Here is a 17,616-nt window from a genome sequence, read left to right on the forward strand (position 1 = left end):
TTTACTTTTCGTTTACAAAAACAGCCGCTGGATATCGTTCCATGTGACGACCAGCATAAGAAGCATTAAGAAAGCTACTCCGATAAACACAACAAATGCTTCTTTTTCCCTGTTAATCGGTTTGCCCCGAATCGCTTCAATAAATAGAAATAACAGTCTTCCCCCGTCAAGTGCCGGAATCGGAAGCAAGTTGACAATCCCAAGGTTAATGCTTAAAAACGCAGCAAACTGAAATAAGTTCACTATCCCTGTTTTCGCCACTTGGTCTGTCATGTCATATATGCCGACAGGACCTGACAGCATATCAAGTTTAAATTGGCCTGTTACTAATTTGCTCAGGTTGGTTAAAATGGCTTTGGTGACATCAACGGTTGATGTCGCGCCATAAGCCACCGCTGAAAGAACGCCTTTTTCAGTCGGCGCATAGGAGCCGAAACGTCCGATTGTTTTTTTATTCTCATCTTTAACAGCTTCCGGAGTCACTGAAATATGAAGCGTTTTGTTATCTCTTTTTACTGCAACGTCCATTTCTTTTTCCGGGTTTTCTTTTACAGCGGAGACAATGTCAGTCCAAGACCTCATTTTTTCTCCGTTGATGCTTTGGATGTAATCCCCTTCTTTTAGCCCTGCTTCGGCCGCCCGTCCATTGTCTGTCAGCTGTCCGAGCATAGGCTCATTTGACGGTACACCTTGAATCAGCCCAAGCATCACTAAAATGACGTAAGCTAAAATAAAGTTCATAATCGGTCCTGCAGCAATGGCTTTGATCCGCTTCCACACAGGTTTGGAACCAAATTGGCGATTATACGGCGCAATCTGCACTTCTTCTCCGTCTACAATGAAAAAGGATGTTTCGCTGACCGTAAAGCTGGAAAGTTCGTCCTCTTTCCCTTGTTCATAACCGGTAATCTTCATGTCATGCTCTAAATCCGCTGTTTCCACTTCAATGACTAAAGCATCCGGATATTTTTCCTTTTGATTGATGATGACTTTCTCAACTTGATCTTCTTTATTAAACAGAAGCCCAACCGTGTAACCGGGTTTCACCTCAATCATTTCCGGATCTTCGCCGGCCATACGAACAAATCCGCCGACCGGAAGCAGCCTGATCGTATAAACTGTTTCATTTTTTTTGAAAGAAAAAATCTTTGGACCGAAGCCGATCGCAAATTCACGGCAGAGAATTCCCGCTCTTTGGGCTAGCAATAAATGGCCCAGTTCATGGAAGAAAACGAGCGTTCCGAAAATAATGATAAACGCTATAACTGTATTCACGAACATACCACCTTATGTGAGTATTGAATTGACGTATCCCCGGGTATCTTTGTCCACTTCTTGAATGTCCGCCAGGCTCGGTTTTTTCAGTAATTGATGGCGGGTTAGTGCCTTTTCGATACAGTCTTCAATAGCCAAAAACGGTATCTTGCCGGCTAAAAAGGCAGCGACAGCTACTTCATTTGCCGCATTTAGCACTGTCGGCATTGTTCCTCCTATTTTACCTGATTCAAATGCAAATTGTAAGCATCGGAACCTGTCAAAATCAGCTTTCTCAAAATGAAGGCTGCCGATTTCCCATAATTCAAGCCTTTTCGCATCTGGTAATGGCAACCGGTCAGGATATGTGAGCGCATATTGAATTGGGACTCTCATATCCGGAGTTCCAAGCTGCGCGATCACACTTTTATCATGAAACTCAACCATTGAATGGATGATGCTCTCCTTATGTAAAACCACATCAATTTGTTCATAAGGTATATCGAAAAGCCAATGTGCCTCGATCACCTCTAATCCCTTATTCATCATTGTAGCCGAATCAATTGTAATTTTTGCACCCATTGACCAATTCGGATGTTTTAATGCATCCTCAACAGTTACTGATTCGAGCTCCTCCCGCGTCTTGTCCCGAAAGCTTCCGCCTGATGCCGTAATGATGAGGCGTTCAATGTTTTTGGCCTGTTCGCCTTGGAGGGCTTGAAAAATGGCTGAATGCTCACTGTCAACAGGCAGCAGCGGAACATCATATTTCTTAGCATGTTCTTTTACTATATGCCCTGCAGTGACAAGAGTTTCCTTATTTGCAAGCGCAATTGTTTTTTTCTGTTCAATCGCCTTTAATGTCGGGATTAGGCCGACGCTGCCGAGCAAAGCGTTGACAACAATGTCAACCTCCTCCATTACTGCTGCTTCTATCAGTCCTTCTTCTCCCAGCCCGATTTGGCATTCAAAAGAAAAAGACATTTGTTTTAATTTATGATATGTATCCAGATCACCGACAGAGACAAATTTCGGCTGAAAGGCCTCAATCATTGGAACGGCCTTATCAATATTTCTGCCAAACGACATAGACACCAGCTGAAATTGATCTTGATGCGCACGCAGTACGTCAAGAGTTTGTTCGCCGATTGATCCTGTTGCTCCTAAAAGACAAATATTTTTCAAAGTTGCCACTACTCCTATTCTTATTGCTGCATGATCAGTCTCATATTCATATTAGACTTTTTTATGAAAAAAGGGCAAGCAGAAAGTACAAGAAAGGCATGACAAACAAGAAACTGTCAAAACGGTCTAATATACCGCCATGCCCGGGAAGAATATTCCCAGAATCCTTTACATCGTAATGTCTTTTCAAGGCGGATTCCACTAAATCTCCAAGTTGTCCGAAAACAGACAAAAACAGCGTGATCAACAGCAGATAGATATACGGGATCGGAAGTTGTGCCACAAGCTGAAAAATCGTCGCCAATACAAGTGCGATGACAATTCCGCCTACAAAACCCTCCACTGTTTTGTTCGGACTGATTTCAGGCCACAGTTTTCGCTTCCCAAGCGCTTTACCGACAAAATATGCACCGGAATCAGTGGACCAAATGACAACACATGCATAAAAAATGTATGTTAATCCGTATTGGTCAAGATTTCTGATTTCGATAAAATAATGAAAACACATTCCGATGTAGATTGCGGCAAGCGTAATAAATCCGACTTCATCAAAAGTAAAGGTGTTCTTGACCAACACTGTGTAAGTCAGCAAAAGCAATACCGCAAACAAAGCGATTTCCATTTTGGAAATTCCGTCCGCTTCGAAAAGCGAATACTGGCTTGGCAATAAGAACATCCACAATAATAAAAGACCGATCAAACCCGGCAGTGAAATCATCTTCAGCTTTTTCATCCGTAAAAGTTCAAAAAGCGCCACACTGCCCATAGCATAAATTAATATGGTGAACGGCAATTTCCCGACAATAACCAAAAATAAAAATACAATTGCTGCCAGAACACCTGTCAAAATTCTTTGTTTCATGTCCACCATCCTCTAAATTCCGCCAAACCTCCGGCCTCTCTGCTGAAACTCTCCTAACGCCTGTAAGAAGTGATCTTCTTTGAAATCAGGCCACAAGACGTCAGTAAAGACAAATTCACTGTAGGCCACCTGCCATAGCATAAAGTTACTCAGTCTTATCTCGCCGCTCGTTCGAATTAAAAGTTCAGGGTCCTGCAAAGATTCAGTCATTAAATAAGTAGAAAAAAGCGATTCATCAATGTCTTCAATATTCAAAGAGCCTTCCTTCACTTTTTCCGCGAGTGATTTTGCAGCAGTGACAATTTCAGTACGGCCTCCATAGTTAAGGGCAAAATTAAGGATCATTCCATCATTTTGCGCCGTATCCTGAACAGCCTTTTCAATCGCACGCAATGTATGCGCCGGCAAAGCTGTTTCATCCCCAATGATCCGAACCTGTACATTTTCCTCAACAAGCTCTGGAAGATACGTATTCAAAAATTCTTCCGGAAGCTTCATTAAAAAATCGACTTCCATTTTCGGTCTTTTCCAGTTTTCTGTTGAAAATGCATACAAAGTCAGCACTTTGACACCTAATTCGTTTGCGAGCTTCGTTGTCCTTTTTACCACCTTCATCCCTTCATGGTGGCCTGCAATTCTGGGAAGAGAGCGTTTTTTAGCCCAACGGCCATTTCCATCCATGATAATGGCGATGTGTTCGGGAATTTCTCCCTTAAGTATGTCTTCTTTTGTATAACGTTCTAAGTTGGAAGCCGCAGTTTGCTGATTCTTCCAATTTTTGAGTATGTTGAGCATGAGATTCCTCCGTCACCCAAAAAGGTTACATTCCCTGCTGATCATCAGTGTAATCAACAGTATTAACAAAAAAACCCCCTGTAAACATGAGAGGGTCTTTTCACTATTATCTATTGTACATAGTTTTTCATTAAACTTCCATGATTTCTTTTTCTTTGTCTTTTGTGACACTGTCAATTTTTGACACATATTCATCTGTCAGTTTTTGAACGTCTTCAGTGGAAGCACGCAATTCATCCTCAGTAATGTCTCCGTTTTTCTCAAGTTTTTTGAGATCATCGTTAGCATCACGACGAACGTTACGGACAGCTACTTTTGCTTCTTCAGCATATTTTTTTACAACTTTCACTAATTCTTTCCGTCTCTCTTCCGTTAGTGCCGGAATTGCAATTCGAATCATATTGCCGTCACTTGTCGGTGTAAGACCTAAATCAGCTTTTAAAATCGCTTTTTCGATATCGCCGATTGCTGTTTTGTCGTATGGCGTGATAACGAGCATACGAGCTTCAGGCACATTAATAGAAGACAACTGATTTAAAGGTGTCTGTGCCCCGTAATATTCAACCGTTACTTTATCTAATAAAGATGGATTTGCACGGCCTGCGCGTACAGTAGCCAATTCGCGCTGATAAGCAGCAATTGCTTTTTCCATTTTTTCTTTTGTTTGAGTTAATACTTCTTTTGACACGTTATTTCCCCCTCACGATCGTTCCGATTGATTCACCGATAACGGCACGTTTGATATTTCCTTCTTCCATAATAGAAAAGACGATAAGCGGAATGTCATTATCCATGCATAAAGATGATGCTGTTGAATCCATGACTTCCAGGCCGTCTTTAAGAACGTCAAGATAAGAAAGTGATTCATACTTAACAGCTGATTCATCTTTTCTAGGATCAGCATTATACACACCGTCAACATTATTTTTAGCCATCAAAATAACGTCTGCCTCAATTTCAGCAGCTCGCAGTGCAGCTGTTGTATCAGTTGAGAAATATGGGTTTCCTGTGCCCGCAGCGAAAATAACGACACGTTTTTTTTCTAAGTGGCGTATCGCTTTTCTTCTTATGTACGGTTCAGCAACTTGTCTCATTTCAATGGATGTTTGCACTCTGGACTGGATTCCGAGTGTTTCCAAGCTGTCTTGAAGAGCAAGCGAATTCATAACTGTCGCCAGCATCCCCATATAGTCAGCAGTCGCACGGTCCATGCCCAGGTCACTTCCTGTTTTTCCGCGCCATAGGTTGCCGCCGCCTACTACAACAGCCACTTCGACTTCAAGCTCAGCGATTTCTTTCACTTGCTTTGCAATGGATTGAATGACAGTTGGGTTAATTCCGTTTCCCTGTTCTCCTGCCAATGCTTCCCCGCTAAGCTTTAATACGATACGTTTGTATTTTGGTTTTTCCATGATAACCTCCAAGTGTAAACATTGCCGTTTTCTATTATGCAAGAGAAAAAAAGGTTTGTAAATATAGTTTTAAAAATAGGGAACACAAATTGTGTCCCCTATACTGCCTGAAAAGTCGCGACTTGGCCGCGAAATCTTTTCGCCATTATTTTTTCACTTGGTTCATTACTTCTTCAGCAAAGTTTTCTTGACGTTTTTCGATGCCTTCTCCAACTTCGTAGCGGACATAAGTTTGAACAGTTGCGTTTTTCGCTGCAACAACTTGTTTCACTTTTTCATCTGGGTTTTTAACGAACGCTTGGTCTAAAAGACAAATTTCTTCGAAGAATTTGTTCAGACGGCCTTCAACCATTTTCGCTACGATGTTTTCAGGTTTGCCTTCTTGAAGGGCTTGCTGAGTTAGGATTTGACGCTCATGGTTAGCTTCTTCTTCAGAAACTTGATCACGAGAAATGTAACGAGGGTTAACCGCAGCAACGTGCATTGCGATATCTTTCGCAATTTCTTCGTCAGTTGTACCGTTAAGAACAGTTAATACACCGATGCGGCCGCCCATGTGAAGGTAAGCACCGAATGCAGAGCTGTCGTCTTTTGTAAGAACTGTAAAGCGGCGAAGAGTGATTTTCTCACCGATTTTAGCAACTGCGCTTGTGATGTACTCTTCAACAGTAGAGCCATTTTCCATTTTTTGACCCATTGCTTCTTCAACATCTGCAGGTGCATTTGCAAGAAGGTGGTCAGCTAAAGTGTTAAGAAGCTCTTTGAATCCTTCGTTTTTCGCAACGAAGTCAGTTTCAGAGTTTACTTCTAGGATAACACCTTTGTTGCCGTCAGTTTTAATAAGAGTAGAACCTTCTGCTGCGATACGGTCAGCTTTTTTCGCTGCTTTTGCAATCCCTTTTTCTCTTAAAAGGTCAATTGCTTTGTCCATATCTCCGTCAGTTTCAGTTAACGCTTTTTTACAATCCATCATGCCCGCGCCAGTTTTTTCACGCAGTTCTTTTACTTGCTGTGCAGTAATTGCCATTTGTATTCCTCCTTATATGTTTAAACAAGAGTATGTATATTACACATTTTTCTTGAAAAAAGGTGATAAAAGGCAGTCCCTCTTATCACCTTTTGAATAGGTTACGCAGTTGTTGTTTCTGTTTCTGGTGCAGTTTCTTCAGCAACTTCCGCTTCTTCTTCGCCTTGCTTCGCTTCTAAGATTGCATCTGCCATTTTAGAAGTTAGAAGTTTAACAGCGCGGATAGCGTCATCGTTCGCTGGGATTACAACATCGATTTCATCTGGATCACAGTTAGTATCTACGATACCGATGATAGGGATGTTTAATTTGCGAGCTTCCGCAACAGCGATGCGCTCTTTGCGAGGATCGATGATGAATAATGCATCAGGAAGATCCTTCATATCTTTAATTCCGCCTAGGAATTTTTCAAGACGCTCTAATTCTTTTTTCAATTGAACGACTTCTTTTTTAGGAAGTACATCAAACGTACCGTTTTCTTGCATTTTTTCAATGTCTTTAAGACGTTTAATACGTTTTTGGATTGTTTCAAAGTTTGTTAATGTACCGCCCAACCAGCGTTGGTTGACATAGTACATGCCAGAGCGTTGAGCTTCTTCTTTAACAGAATCTTGAGCTTGTTTTTTTGTTCCGACGAAAAGGATTTTTCCGCCTTCAGCAGCAAGATTTTTAGTGAAGTTGTAAGCTTCCTCTACTTTTTTGACTGTTTTTTGAAGGTCAATGATGTAGATTCCGTTACGCTCCGTGAAAATGTAACGCTTCATTTTTGGGTTCCAACGGCGTGTTTGGTGACCGAAGTGAACACCAGCTTCAAGCAATTGCTTCATAGAAATGACTGACATGTTATTTCCTCCTAGTATAATGGTTTTTTTCCTCCGCTTAGGTCATTTTTGTGCAGAACTGCCGCCTGCAGCACCCTCTGCATAAATCGTTAAGCGTGTGTATTTAACACCAAGACATAATATAACACAGCTTTATCCGACAATCAAGAATCCTTTACACCTTTGGAGCGAAATTTTAAAAATAGCTCGATTTCTGTCTTTCCGCTCTTCAGTTTCTGAGCAATTTGACTTGCCGAATACCCCTGTTCATATAATTCTATGACCTGGTCTTCAAATGATGGGACATCACTGTTTACGATCTCTTCCCGACGGTCAACCTCAGTAATCAGACCTTCAATATGTTCAGGAAGGTTCTCTATTTCTTGAACTGCATCCCGCTCTGGATGTTTTTCAAAGTGCTGAAGATCTGTCTTTTGAGATTCTGCGTCAGATTGACTTGAAGATGGAGCGGCGTTTTCTATCAGTTTCTCATTTTCTTCTTTTAATTCAAGGAGAAACGCGGCCAAAGTGTTTTCCGTCTCTTCAAGTATCTGCTTTTGCTGTTTTTCTGTTTCTTTCACTGCAGCGAGCCTCGTATACAGGATAATGACAGCGTACAGAAGAACGCCGTGGAGCGTAAAGCTTAAAAGCCATAATAGTGTTGACATGTTTTTCACTCGCTAACCATGAAATTCATTATTGAATCACTTTTTCCAGCAGATTCTTTAGTTTAAATAATGCCTTTGAATGGATCTGTGATATGCGGGACGTAGAAAGATTTAATACTTGTCCGATTTCTGTCAGTGTCAGCTCTTCTTTGTAGAACAAACTGACAACCAGCTGTTCTTTTTCAGAGAGTTCGTGAATTTTTTCAGCAAGCTGTGCAATCAGTTCATCCTTCATAATCTTTTCTTCAGGCGGAACATTTTTGTCATCTCTGATCATGACTTGAATGTTTTCCCCGTCATCTTGATCATGGAGCTTTTCATCAATTGACAGCAGATTTGCAAAAAAACCTTCATTCATTGTTGACACTACATCCTGTACCGTCATTCCGAGTTCCTCTGCAATTTCCGCGGGCGATACATTCCGAAGATAACGCTGTTCAAGCTTTTCAATTGCTGCTTCAACCTTCTTTGTTTTTTCGCGTGAGGTTCTGGGCAGCCAATCTTCTTTACGAAGCCCGTCTATGATTGCGCCGCGAATTCTAAACGAGGCGTAGGTATCAAATTTTAAGTCCCGGCTAGGGTCAAATTTTTCAAGGGCATCATATAAACCAAGCATACCAAGGCTCATTAGATCGTCTTTATGCACTGATTTCGGCAGTCCGACAGAAATTCTGCCTACATGATATGTGACAAGCGGCATGTAACGGCGCATTAAGTCGTCACCGGCTTTAGGATCTTTCCACTCTTTCCAGCGCGTCCAAAGCACCTGATCTTCATAATTCAAGGATTGCATTGTTATCCCCCTAATACCTTAATTAAATCGTTTTTTCACCTTGTTTAACAGTTCGAATATGCAGCATGCAGGACTTCGGTTCAAATTCTATCGTCCGGCCGCTTGAGCCGCCCGTATCTTCACTAATAATAGGAATATTAAATAAAGACAGCTGTTCTTTTATCGCTAATACATTTCTCGGTCCGATCTTCATCAAATCATTTGTCGATTTAAATTTAAACATCTCTGATCCGCCGGCCAGCTTTGCTTTTAATGCAAATTTCCTACATCCCGCTTCTATCAGCATATCAATCGTGGTCTTTACGGCAGTGTCAGCGTACTTAGCCCGGTTAAGCTCTGCAGTTTTCGATAACGTCGAATCCGGCAGCATGACATGAACAAGACCCGCCGTTTGCTTTTCTTTATCATAAAGCACCAACCCCACACATGAGCCCAAACCAGAGGTCCGAATGGTATCCGGGAAGCGGGCGATCTTCACATCAGCAATCCCAACCTTTATAACAACAGCCTCAGTTGTACTCATAATGATGCACCTAAGGCGACAAAGAGCTTTTCAAATGAATCATAGTCCGGCAGCATAAACATATGCGCTTTCAGCTCTTGCTGATGGCTCTGGTCAAAAATTGACGTGTCGACCACAATGGCGTGTTCTCCAACCTGACTGAGCTCCATCAGCCCTTCGCTGATCACAGCTCCGAACATGTCCAATGAAACTTCAGGAACACTTGGATAAAGCTGGAGTTTAGTCAAATCTGCCAAAGCTGTTAAATATGATCCCGCTAAAATATTGCCCAGTTCATGCAAAGCGGATGAGCTCATATGATCTTCACCTAAGTCCTCTATATCAAAATCAGGGTTTCCAATCAGCTCTCTGATAAATTGCTCCGCCTGAAAAAAAGGCATTATAAAGAACATCGAACCCGTTAAATCGCCTTCCATTCTTAAAAAGATGCTGGCAACCGGGACATCAGCACCGCCGAAAAAATCGACAAGCTCATCAAAAGACAGCAGCTTTGCAAATGGGACTTCCATATCTATCTTTCTATTTAACAGCTGGGCCATTGCAGAGGCGGAGTGGCCGGCGCCTATATTACCGACTTCCCGCAAAATGTCCATCTGCTCTTCTTTGATTCCATTAAAAATACTCATGTCATAACCCCTTTAAGATTAAGCTTGATCGGGCACAGCGGACTGAGATGATTCTTTATCCAAAACCGCGTTCGCATCAATAATATTTAAGAGTCTGTTCTCTTGTTTCACAATCTGTTCGATCGACACATCCGTATCTTTCTGAACGCCTTCTGGAGCGGATTCTATTTCACTTTCGTGTACGGTAATCACATCATTCGCTTCATCCACAATCCAGCCGACTTCAATATCACGATAAGCAATAATGATAATTCGTGTTTCATCGGTAATTTCATACTCTGGCAAATTCAGGCGCTTTCTTAAATCAATAACCGGAGTCACCACCCCGCGCAAATTGATTACCCCGCAAATATATGGTTCGACGCCAGGTACCCTCGTTGGCTTTTGCCATTTTTCAATTGATTTCACCTGAGTGACGGAAATGGCGTATTCTTTTCCATTTACCATAAAGACAATCATTTTTTCGCCTGTTTTAATTTCTGCAGTCATGTGAGACACCTCCTCGAATGGTTAAATAATCAGTGCATTACAATCAATAATGAGCGCTACTTCTCCGTCTCCTAAAATAGTAGCTCCGGAAATTGCAAAGACGTTTGTTAAATAATCTCCGAGTGATTTAAGCACAACTTCCTGCTGGCCAATAAAGGAGTCCACCACAAATGCAGTAGGTTTGTCGCCTTTTTTCACGACAATGATATGGAGCTGTTCCGCATCTTTTCTTGTATCTTCTATTTTAAACTCTTCTTTTAAATAAACGACAGGGACAATATGCCCTCTAAAGTCAATCACTTCACGGTCATGCGTTTGCAAAATGTCTTTTCTGTCAATGACTGCTGTTTCAATGATTGAAGAAATCGGAATGGCAAATGTCTCTTCTTCCAACTTAATCAGCAGGACTGAAATAATAGATAAGGTAAGCGGCAGCTGTATACTGAATAGAGAGCCCTGACCTTCGGCTGATTTCACACTGACTGAACCGCCTAGAGACTCCAGTTTGTTTTTTACAACGTCAAGTCCGACGCCGCGGCCAGAGATATCAGAAATTTGGTCAGCGGTTGAGAACCCCGGAGCAAAAATCAATTCGTAAATTTCGTTGTCTTCTAAGGTTTCAGCTTCTTTTTCCGTTATGACCCCACGCTCAAGCGCTTTTTCCATGATTTTCTTGCGATTAAGGCCTGCACCGTCATCTTCTACTTCGATAAAGACATGGTTACCGCTGTGATAAGCTTTAAGCACAACTTTTCCTGATTCCGGTTTTCCCTTTTGCAAACGCGTTTCCGGCGCCTCGATACCATGGTCAATGCTGTTTCTGATCAAATGAACGAGAGGATCTCCGATTTCATCAATCACTGTACGATCCAGCTCAGTTTCCGCGCCGATGATCGAGAGTTCAATTTTTTTATTCAGCTCTTTCTGAAGCTGGCGAATCATTCTCGGGAATCTGTTAAAAACGGTTTCAACCGGGACCATTCTCATATTCAGAATAATCGATTGCAAATCTCCGGAAATTCTCGTCATCCGTTCAACCGTTTCAGTCAGTTCATTGTGCTCAAGCTCTTTCGCAATCTGCTCAAGACGTCCGCGGTCAATGACAAGCTCTTCAAATAAGTTCATTAAAGAATCAAGCCTGTCAATGTTGACACGAATTGTTTTGGATCCGCCGGCTGAGTGCTTCGCCTGTTCATCGTTTTTAGCAGGCTGTTTTTGTTTTTCCTGCTTCGCAGGTACAGCTGCCGGCGAGTCTACAGGCTTAGATTCCTCAGGCTTTTCAGCTGATGTTAAAGGAACCCCTTGACTGACTTCAACATGCTCAATTTCCGACACGCCATTGATTAATTGTTCAATGTCTTCTGCTGATTGATGTGTTAAGAAACAAACTTGAAAGTCAGTTCCAAAATCTTCTGTTTCAAGCACTTCAGCACTTGGAATTGTTTTGGCTACTTCTCCGACTTCATTTAGTTTTTCAAACACCATATAGACACGAACTGCTTTTAACATACAGTTTTCGTTCAGAGAAATCTTGATTTCATATCGTTTGAATCCTTGCTCCTCCGCTTCTTGTATAACTGTACGTTCAAATTCATCATATTCCCAATCAGATGCTGAACTCGGTGCTTCTGCAGGTTCCGCGGATGCAGCAGATTCAGTGTGTGCACCATTTACATCAAGCTTGGCACTCACTTCTGAGATATCTCTTTTACCATCCCCGCCATCAATAATAGACTGAACCATAGCTTCCAGGTGATCCAGAGCTTCAAACAAAATATCCAGCCATTCTGAGGTAACTGCCATGTCTCCGTTTCGGATTGCATCCAGCACGTTTTCAAGCAGGTGGGTAAGATGCGCTAAATCCGTGTAGCCCATCGTTGCGCTCATTCCTTTTAATGTATGGGCAGCCCTGAATATATCATGTACGAGCTGAAGGTCAGTCGGGTCTTTCTCTAAAAGGAGAAGCTTTTCATTACATGTTTGTAAATGTTCTTTACTCTCATCAATAAAGACATCTAAATACTGATTCATATCCATTTGAATCACACCCTCTCTTTTTTCACACAGCTTGTGATGGATGCTGCGATATCTTCTACATGTTTAATCTCATGAATGAGACCCGCTTTAACAGCAGCTTTTGGCATCCCGTAAACGACACAAGATTCTTCAGACTCCGCAATGGCTTTCACATTGCCGGCTGTTAGCATGTCCTTTAGCCCTGCAGTGCCGTCACTGCCCATTCCGGTCATAATAACCGCTACTTTTTCATAATCTGTCAGTTTACCGACAGAACGGAATAAATAATCAGCAGATGGTTTATGACGGCTCGGGGTATCGAGATTATCAAGCACAATCTGGAGTCCTCCGCTACTTTTAATAACGGAAATGTTTTTTCCGCCCGGTGCTATGTAAACACAGCCGTTAAGAGCTGCTTCACCATCTTTTGCTTCTTTCACCTGAATGTCAGATAAATGATTCAGCCGATCAGCCAAAGAAGCAGTAAATCCTTCAGGCATGTGCTGAACGACAACCACTGGTGCGTTCAAGTCCTTAGGAAGCTTCGGTATCACCTTTTGTAACGCCCTTGGACCGCCAGTTGATGTGCCGATACACACAATTTGTCTGCCTGTGCCGGCTTTCGGTTTGCTCAATTCAGGCTTAACACGCACAATAGGTTCGGGCCGAACCGTTTGGGAAACAGGACGGTTCCGCTTGCCGGAAAGACCTGCCGCGACGACACGCTCAACTAATTGTTCTTTAATTTTGTACAAATCTAAAGATATTGAGCCTGATGGCTTTGTGATAAAATCAAAGGCACCGATCTCCAAACAATTAATTGTGCACTCTTTACCTTTTTCGGTCTGGCTCGATACCATGATGACCGGCAAGTTATAAATCTCAATAATTTTGCGAAGCGTATCTGTCCCATTCATGACAGGCATTTCAACATCAAGAGTAATAACATCCGGTTTTAATAATTCAATCTTCTTAAGCGCTTCTTCTCCGTTTCTGGCAGTTCCGATTACTTCTATCTGCTTTTCCTCGGTCAGAAAATCACTTATCATTTTTCTCATGAAAGCTGAATCATCAACTACAAGCACACGAATCAAATTAAGCCCTCCTCATTAAAAAAGAAGATAATTTCTCAATAAATGTCTGTTTGTCTTCTTTGTGTCTCGTTTCTTCTCTTTCAAACAAGGCGTCCGCTAAAAGGCGGACTGACCGGCTGGCTTTTGCCTGAGGGCTTTTTATGAAAAAAGGAACCTGTTCGACAACCGCTTTGCTCACGATCACATCGTCAGAAACGGAACCGGCAAACTGAACCTGAACATCCAAAAACATATGAATTGTGCGGGAAAGACGGGCAAAAGCGTCAAGCCCTTCTTTTTGGTCACGGCACCGATTGACAGCCACCTTCATCGAAAGCTTATTTCCTGTCAAAACCAAGTGCTTGACAGCACTGTATGCGTCCATGATGGCCGTCGGCTCGGGAGTTGTTATGATCAAAATATCTTCTGCTGATAAAATAAAAGGCAGTTGATCTTTTGATAATCCTGCTCCCATGTCAAACAGCACATAATCGAACTGGCTTAATGCATGAGAAAGTTCATTGGCAAAAAACGTCCATTTTCTCTGATCCAGTTGAAACATCACATCCAGACCGGTTCCACCTGATATATACCGCAAACCCTTTGGGCCAACGGATAATGACTGTAACAACGGCTTCTGATCGGTTAAAACATCGATTATCGTGGCAGACGATGAATTTCCCATTAATATATCAATGTTCCCCATCCCAATATCAAGGTCGATGAGAAGCACCTTTTTACCTTTGTCCTGCAACGCAAGTGCCATATTTAAGGTAATATTAGATTTTCCGACACCGCCCTTGCCGCTGATGACAGCAAGTGTCTTCGCTTTTTGTGAATAAACCATTGGCAGAACGCGCTGACGCTTTTCCATTTTCGCCCGTAAAGTTGCTGCTTGGTCATATCGGTTCATCTGCACAGCATCCTTACAAAATCAAGTGGAGATACAGTCTGTATATCCTCAGGCACATTCTGGCCGTTTGTCATAAATCCGACACCTATTTTTGATTCTGCCAGTATATTAAACACAGAACCTAAGGAAGTCGTTTCATCTATTTTCGTAAAAATAAACTGATTGACAGGGACGGATGAAAACCGTTTGACAATATGTTTCATATCTTCATATTTTGCAGTCGCGGATAAAACAAGAAATGACTGAATGCTGCTTTCAAAAGGAATCGTTTCTTTCAGTTCATCAATGTATTGCTGGTCTTTGAAGTTTCTTCCGGCTGTATCAACAAACACATGATCATACTCAGAAAATAACTCTTTCGCCTGCTCAAATTCTTCTTTTGTATAACAAACTTCCAGAGGAGCCTGCAGCAGTTCAGCGTATGTTTTCAACTGTTCAACAGCTGCAATTCGATACGTATCTGTAGTAATAAAAGCGATTTTTTTCTGTTTTTCAAGCATAGATATGGCTGCGAGTTTAGCTAGTGTAGTTGTTTTACCAGCCCCTGTTGAACCAAAGAGAACGATATACTTTGAATGGATTGGCTCCTGCCACTTGTCTGCTGAAGGCAGCGTATCGCATAGTAATTCCTGAAGTTTGCCGACCACATTTTCTTCATTAAGGCCGCCTGCTTCCACAGAGAAGCGAAGCAATTTTTTCAGAGTGCTCGTTTTCGTTGACTCTTTAATTCCCGTTTCTTGCAAAAGCTTCTCTGCTTTTCGCAGTGGCTCAGGAAGTACAGATTGATATGCTGAAAAATCACCTTGCTCCTGTTGCACCGGAATTTGAGGGGATGTCCTCTCCTCTATTTTCGGACTGCTGACCGGAGTTTTTAATGTTTGTTTCGGTTCAGTTGCCTTCTGAGGCGTTTTTTGCTCAAGAAAGTCCTGATCCAATACGGCGATCACTTCAACAGCAGGCTTGTTGATGAGGCCAAACCATTTTCGCTTTTTAATTTTTTTCGAATTTAATATGACCGCTTCATTGCCCAATTCTTTTCTGATGAGAAGTGCCGCTTCTTGCATTGAAGCAGCAGTAAATTTTTTTATTTTCATTAAATATCCACCACTCCAATGCTTTGTACCTCAACATTCGCCTCAAGTTCGTTATAAGAGAGTACCGGAAGATCAGGGAAGTATCGTTCCAGAAGCTGTTTCACATACATTCTGACAGGCGGCGAGCATAGAAGAATCGCGGTTTCCTGACGTAATGACAGCTGTTCAGCTTCTTTAGCGACAGAACGCACTATGCTTTCTGAAATATCTGGTTCGAGCGATAAATAATTTCCGTGTTCCGTTTGCTGCACACCGTCTGCTATAGCCTTCTCTACCCGACCCGAGCAAGTAACAACTTTCAACACTTCATTATCTTTGGCAAATTGGGCTGTAATTTGTTTAGCAAGTGCTTGTCTTGTATACTCTGTCAAAAGATCAGAATCTGTTGTTAATTTCCCATAGTCAGCAAGTGTTTCAAAGATCGTTACTAAGTTTCGAATTGAAACCTTTTCTTTTAAAAGCTTAGCAAGCACCTTCTGAATATCACCGACAGACAATGGATTTGGCGTAACCTCTTCAACCAGGACTGGATACGATTCTTTCAAGTGATCAATCAGCTGCTTTGTCTCCTGCCTTCCGATCAATTCGTGAGCATGCTGCTTTATTTTCTCCGTAATATGCGTTGAAACGACTGATGCAGGATCAACTACTGTATAACCAAGCATGTCGGCTTCATCCTTTACCGCTTCGCTAATCCATTTGGCCGGCAGTCCGAATGAAGGTTCCACTGTTTCTATCCCTTCAATCAGATCGTCTTCAGGTGTAGGCGACATTGCTAAATAATGATCAAGCAACAGCTCACCTTTTGCTACTTCGTTTCCTTTAATTTTCAATCGGTATTCATTAGGCTGCAACGCTATATTATCTCTGATCCGCACGACAGGAATGACAAGCCCGAGTTCCAAAGCCAACTGACGGCGTATCATAACAATTCGGTCTAATAAATCACCGCCTTGATTGGCATCAGCAAGCGGTATGAGTCCATAGCCAAACTCAAATTCTATCGGATCTATATGCAGAAGCTGAACAACGCTTTCAGGACTTTTAAGCTCGTCAACCTCAGCCTCTTCCTCAAGAATCTCATCCACTTCTTCTTTTTCCTTACCAGATTTAGATAGCGTATAAGCGCCAAAAGCAAGCAACCCCGCAAGCGGCCCCGTCAGAAAAATGCCGATCGGAGTGAAAATACCTAAAAGCATGATCGTAGCTGCGGCGACGTATAAAAGCTTTGGATACGCAAACAGCTGGCCTGTAATGTCATGCCCTAAGTTTCCTTCAGAGGCAGCTCTTGTGACCACAATACCCGTAGCTGTAGAAATTAACAGTGCCGGGATTTGCGAAACAATTCCATCCCCTACAGTCAGCATCGTAAAGTGTGAAGCAGCCTCTTGAATGGACATGCCCTGCTGAAGCATTCCGATCACGATTCCGAAAATAATATTGATCATCACAATGATGATTCCGGCAATGGCGTCACCTTTTACAAATTTACTGGCACCGTCCATTGCTCCATAAAAGTCGGCTTCTCTTGCCACTTTTTCGCGGCGATGCTTCGCTTCCTGTTCGGTAATCATCCCTGCGTTTAAATCAGCATCAATACTCATCTGCTTCCCGGGCATTGCGTCCAGCGTAAATCTTGCTGCAACCTCAGAAACACGTTCAGCACCTTTTGTAATGACGATGAACTGAATAATAATCAAGATGATAAATACAACGAGTCCAACTAATACATTTCCGCCGACAACGAAATTCCCGAATGTCTCGACGACTTTCCCTCCCTCACCGTGTGAAAGAATTGAACGGGTAGTTGAGACATTCAAGCCCAAACGAAATAGGGTTAAAAGCAGCAGCAGTGACGGAAAAATCGAAAACTGAAGCGCTTCCTGCATATTCATTGTGGTGAGAAGCACGATCAACGCAAGAGAAATATTAATAATGATCAAAATACTTAACAGCCATGGAGGAAATGGAATCACCAGCATCGCCACAATGAGGACAACACTTATTAAAACGGATAAATCTCTTGTTGACATGCTGTTTTTTCTCTCCTTTTAAATCGAAAAAT

General features: G+C 42.2%; 18 protein-coding genes. All 18 read right to left on the reverse strand.

All coding sequences use genetic code 11. The features are described 5' to 3' along the window. Positions 1 to 12 precede the first annotated feature (12 nt). Complete coding sequence (rseP, locus tag NZD81_RS06785; protein ID WP_014663991.1) at positions 13 to 1,281, reverse strand: RIP metalloprotease RseP; 1,269 nt, start codon at positions 1,279 to 1,281, stop codon at positions 13 to 15. Between the two features lie 6 nt (positions 1,282 to 1,287). Continuing rightward, a complete protein-coding gene (gene dxr, locus NZD81_RS06790; protein WP_243571835.1) occupies positions 1,288 to 2,439 on the reverse strand; it encodes a 1-deoxy-D-xylulose-5-phosphate reductoisomerase in 1,152 nt (383 codons plus the stop codon). A 61-nt stretch (positions 2,440 to 2,500) separates the two neighbouring features. After that, positions 2,501 to 3,310: a phosphatidate cytidylyltransferase gene (gene cdsA, locus NZD81_RS06795; protein ID WP_014663989.1), complete on the reverse strand. Its 810-nt coding sequence runs from the start codon at positions 3,308 to 3,310 to the stop codon at positions 2,501 to 2,503. Between the two features lie 3 nt (positions 3,311 to 3,313). Beyond that, entirely contained in the window at positions 3,314 to 4,096 is a 783-nt protein-coding gene (locus tag NZD81_RS06800) for an undecaprenyl pyrophosphate synthase (protein ID WP_040083163.1), read from the reverse strand. 130 nt (positions 4,097 to 4,226) lie between these two features. Then, positions 4,227 to 4,784 carry a ribosome recycling factor gene (gene frr, locus NZD81_RS06805; protein ID WP_003231927.1) on the reverse strand — a complete coding sequence of 186 codons (558 nt, stop codon included), beginning with the start codon at positions 4,782 to 4,784 and terminating at the stop codon, positions 4,227 to 4,229. A gap of 1 nt (position 4,785) precedes the next feature. After that, positions 4,786 to 5,508: a UMP kinase gene (gene pyrH / locus NZD81_RS06810; RefSeq protein WP_003220923.1), complete on the reverse strand. Its 723-nt coding sequence runs from the start codon at positions 5,506 to 5,508 to the stop codon at positions 4,786 to 4,788. Positions 5,509 to 5,653: 145 nt separating this feature from the next. Then, a complete protein-coding gene (gene tsf / locus NZD81_RS06815; protein WP_014663986.1) occupies positions 5,654 to 6,535 on the reverse strand; it encodes a translation elongation factor Ts in 882 nt (293 codons plus the stop codon). A 101-nt stretch (positions 6,536 to 6,636) separates the two neighbouring features. Next, positions 6,637 to 7,377, reverse strand: a complete 741-nt coding sequence (gene rpsB / locus NZD81_RS06820; RefSeq protein ID WP_003220918.1) for a 30S ribosomal protein S2 — start codon at positions 7,375 to 7,377, stop codon at positions 6,637 to 6,639. A 143-nt stretch (positions 7,378 to 7,520) separates the two neighbouring features. Beyond that, positions 7,521 to 8,024 (reverse strand): Swarming motility protein SwrB, encoded by a 504-nt coding sequence (locus NZD81_RS06825; protein WP_134975527.1) that lies wholly within the window; start codon positions 8,022 to 8,024, stop codon positions 7,521 to 7,523. A 28-nt stretch (positions 8,025 to 8,052) separates the two neighbouring features. Continuing rightward, positions 8,053 to 8,817 carry an RNA polymerase sigma-28 factor SigD gene (gene sigD, locus NZD81_RS06830; protein ID WP_003220911.1) on the reverse strand — a complete coding sequence of 255 codons (765 nt, stop codon included), beginning with the start codon at positions 8,815 to 8,817 and terminating at the stop codon, positions 8,053 to 8,055. Between the two features lie 22 nt (positions 8,818 to 8,839). Then, positions 8,840 to 9,340 carry a chemoreceptor glutamine deamidase CheD gene (cheD, locus tag NZD81_RS06835; protein WP_014476818.1) on the reverse strand — a complete coding sequence of 167 codons (501 nt, stop codon included), beginning with the start codon at positions 9,338 to 9,340 and terminating at the stop codon, positions 8,840 to 8,842. Next, complete coding sequence (gene cheC, locus NZD81_RS06840; protein ID WP_003231935.1) at positions 9,337 to 9,966, reverse strand: CheY-P phosphatase CheC; 630 nt, start codon at positions 9,964 to 9,966, stop codon at positions 9,337 to 9,339. Before cheC ends, cheD begins: the two co-directional genes overlap by 4 nt. A gap of 18 nt (positions 9,967 to 9,984) precedes the next feature. Continuing rightward, complete coding sequence (gene cheW / locus NZD81_RS06845) at positions 9,985 to 10,455, reverse strand: chemotaxis protein CheW (protein ID WP_003231938.1); 471 nt, start codon at positions 10,453 to 10,455, stop codon at positions 9,985 to 9,987. Between the two features lie 21 nt (positions 10,456 to 10,476). Next, entirely contained in the window at positions 10,477 to 12,492 is a 2,016-nt protein-coding gene (cheA, locus tag NZD81_RS06850) for a chemotaxis protein CheA (protein WP_040083165.1), read from the reverse strand. Between the two features lie 5 nt (positions 12,493 to 12,497). After that, complete coding sequence (gene cheB, locus NZD81_RS06855; RefSeq protein ID WP_014663984.1) at positions 12,498 to 13,565, reverse strand: protein-glutamate O-methylesterase CheB; 1,068 nt, start codon at positions 13,563 to 13,565, stop codon at positions 12,498 to 12,500. A gap of 1 nt (position 13,566) precedes the next feature. After that, positions 13,567 to 14,463, reverse strand: a complete 897-nt coding sequence (gene flhG, locus NZD81_RS06860) for a flagellum location/number ATPase FlhG (protein WP_083252925.1) — start codon at positions 14,461 to 14,463, stop codon at positions 13,567 to 13,569. Further along, positions 14,454 to 15,551, reverse strand: coding sequence for a flagellar biosynthesis protein FlhF (locus tag NZD81_RS06865; protein ID WP_147771899.1), 1,098 nt, complete (start codon positions 15,549 to 15,551; stop codon positions 14,454 to 14,456). Before NZD81_RS06865 ends, flhG begins: the two co-directional genes overlap by 10 nt. Next, complete coding sequence (gene flhA, locus NZD81_RS06870) at positions 15,551 to 17,584, reverse strand: flagellar biosynthesis protein FlhA (protein ID WP_014663981.1); 2,034 nt, start codon at positions 17,582 to 17,584, stop codon at positions 15,551 to 15,553. Before flhA ends, NZD81_RS06865 begins: the two co-directional genes overlap by 1 nt. Positions 17,585 to 17,616: the final 32 nt, after the last annotated feature.

Origin of the sequence: Bacillus sp. B.PNR1 (assembly GCF_030386235.1) — a bacterium.
Lineage (GTDB): Bacteria > Bacillota > Bacilli > Bacillales > Bacillaceae > Bacillus > Bacillus stercoris.

Coding starts and splice junctions, on each gene's coding strand:
- rseP (WP_014663991.1), bottom strand. CDS start 1,281: ATGTTCGTGAATACAGTTATAGCGTTTATCATTATTTTCGGAACGCTC.
- cdsA (WP_014663989.1), bottom strand. CDS start 3,310: ATGGTGGACATGAAACAAAGAATTTTGACAGGTGTTCTGGCAGCAATT.
- NZD81_RS06800 (WP_040083163.1), bottom strand. CDS start 4,096: ATGCTCAACATACTCAAAAATTGGAAGAATCAGCAAACTGCGGCTTCC.
- pyrH (WP_003220923.1), bottom strand. CDS start 5,508: ATGGAAAAACCAAAATACAAACGTATCGTATTAAAGCTTAGCGGGGAA.
- tsf (WP_014663986.1), bottom strand. CDS start 6,535: ATGGCAATTACTGCACAGCAAGTAAAAGAACTGCGTGAAAAAACTGGC.
- rpsB (WP_003220918.1), bottom strand. CDS start 7,377: ATGTCAGTCATTTCTATGAAGCAATTGCTTGAAGCTGGTGTTCACTTC.
- NZD81_RS06825 (WP_134975527.1), bottom strand. CDS start 8,024: ATGTCAACACTATTATGGCTTTTAAGCTTTACGCTCCACGGCGTTCTT.
- sigD (WP_003220911.1), bottom strand. CDS start 8,817: ATGCAATCCTTGAATTATGAAGATCAGGTGCTTTGGACGCGCTGGAAA.
- cheD (WP_014476818.1), bottom strand. CDS start 9,340: ATGAGTACAACTGAGGCTGTTGTTATAAAGGTTGGGATTGCTGATGTG.
- cheC (WP_003231935.1), bottom strand. CDS start 9,966: ATGAGTATTTTTAATGGAATCAAAGAAGAGCAGATGGACATTTTGCGG.
- cheW (WP_003231938.1), bottom strand. CDS start 10,455: ATGACTGCAGAAATTAAAACAGGCGAAAAAATGATTGTCTTTATGGTA.
- cheA (WP_040083165.1), bottom strand. CDS start 12,492: ATGGATATGAATCAGTATTTAGATGTCTTTATTGATGAGAGTAAAGAA.
- NZD81_RS06865 (WP_147771899.1), bottom strand. CDS start 15,551: ATGAAAATAAAAAAATTTACTGCTGCTTCAATGCAAGAAGCGGCACTT.
- flhA (WP_014663981.1), bottom strand. CDS start 17,584: ATGTCAACAAGAGATTTATCCGTTTTAATAAGTGTTGTCCTCATTGTG.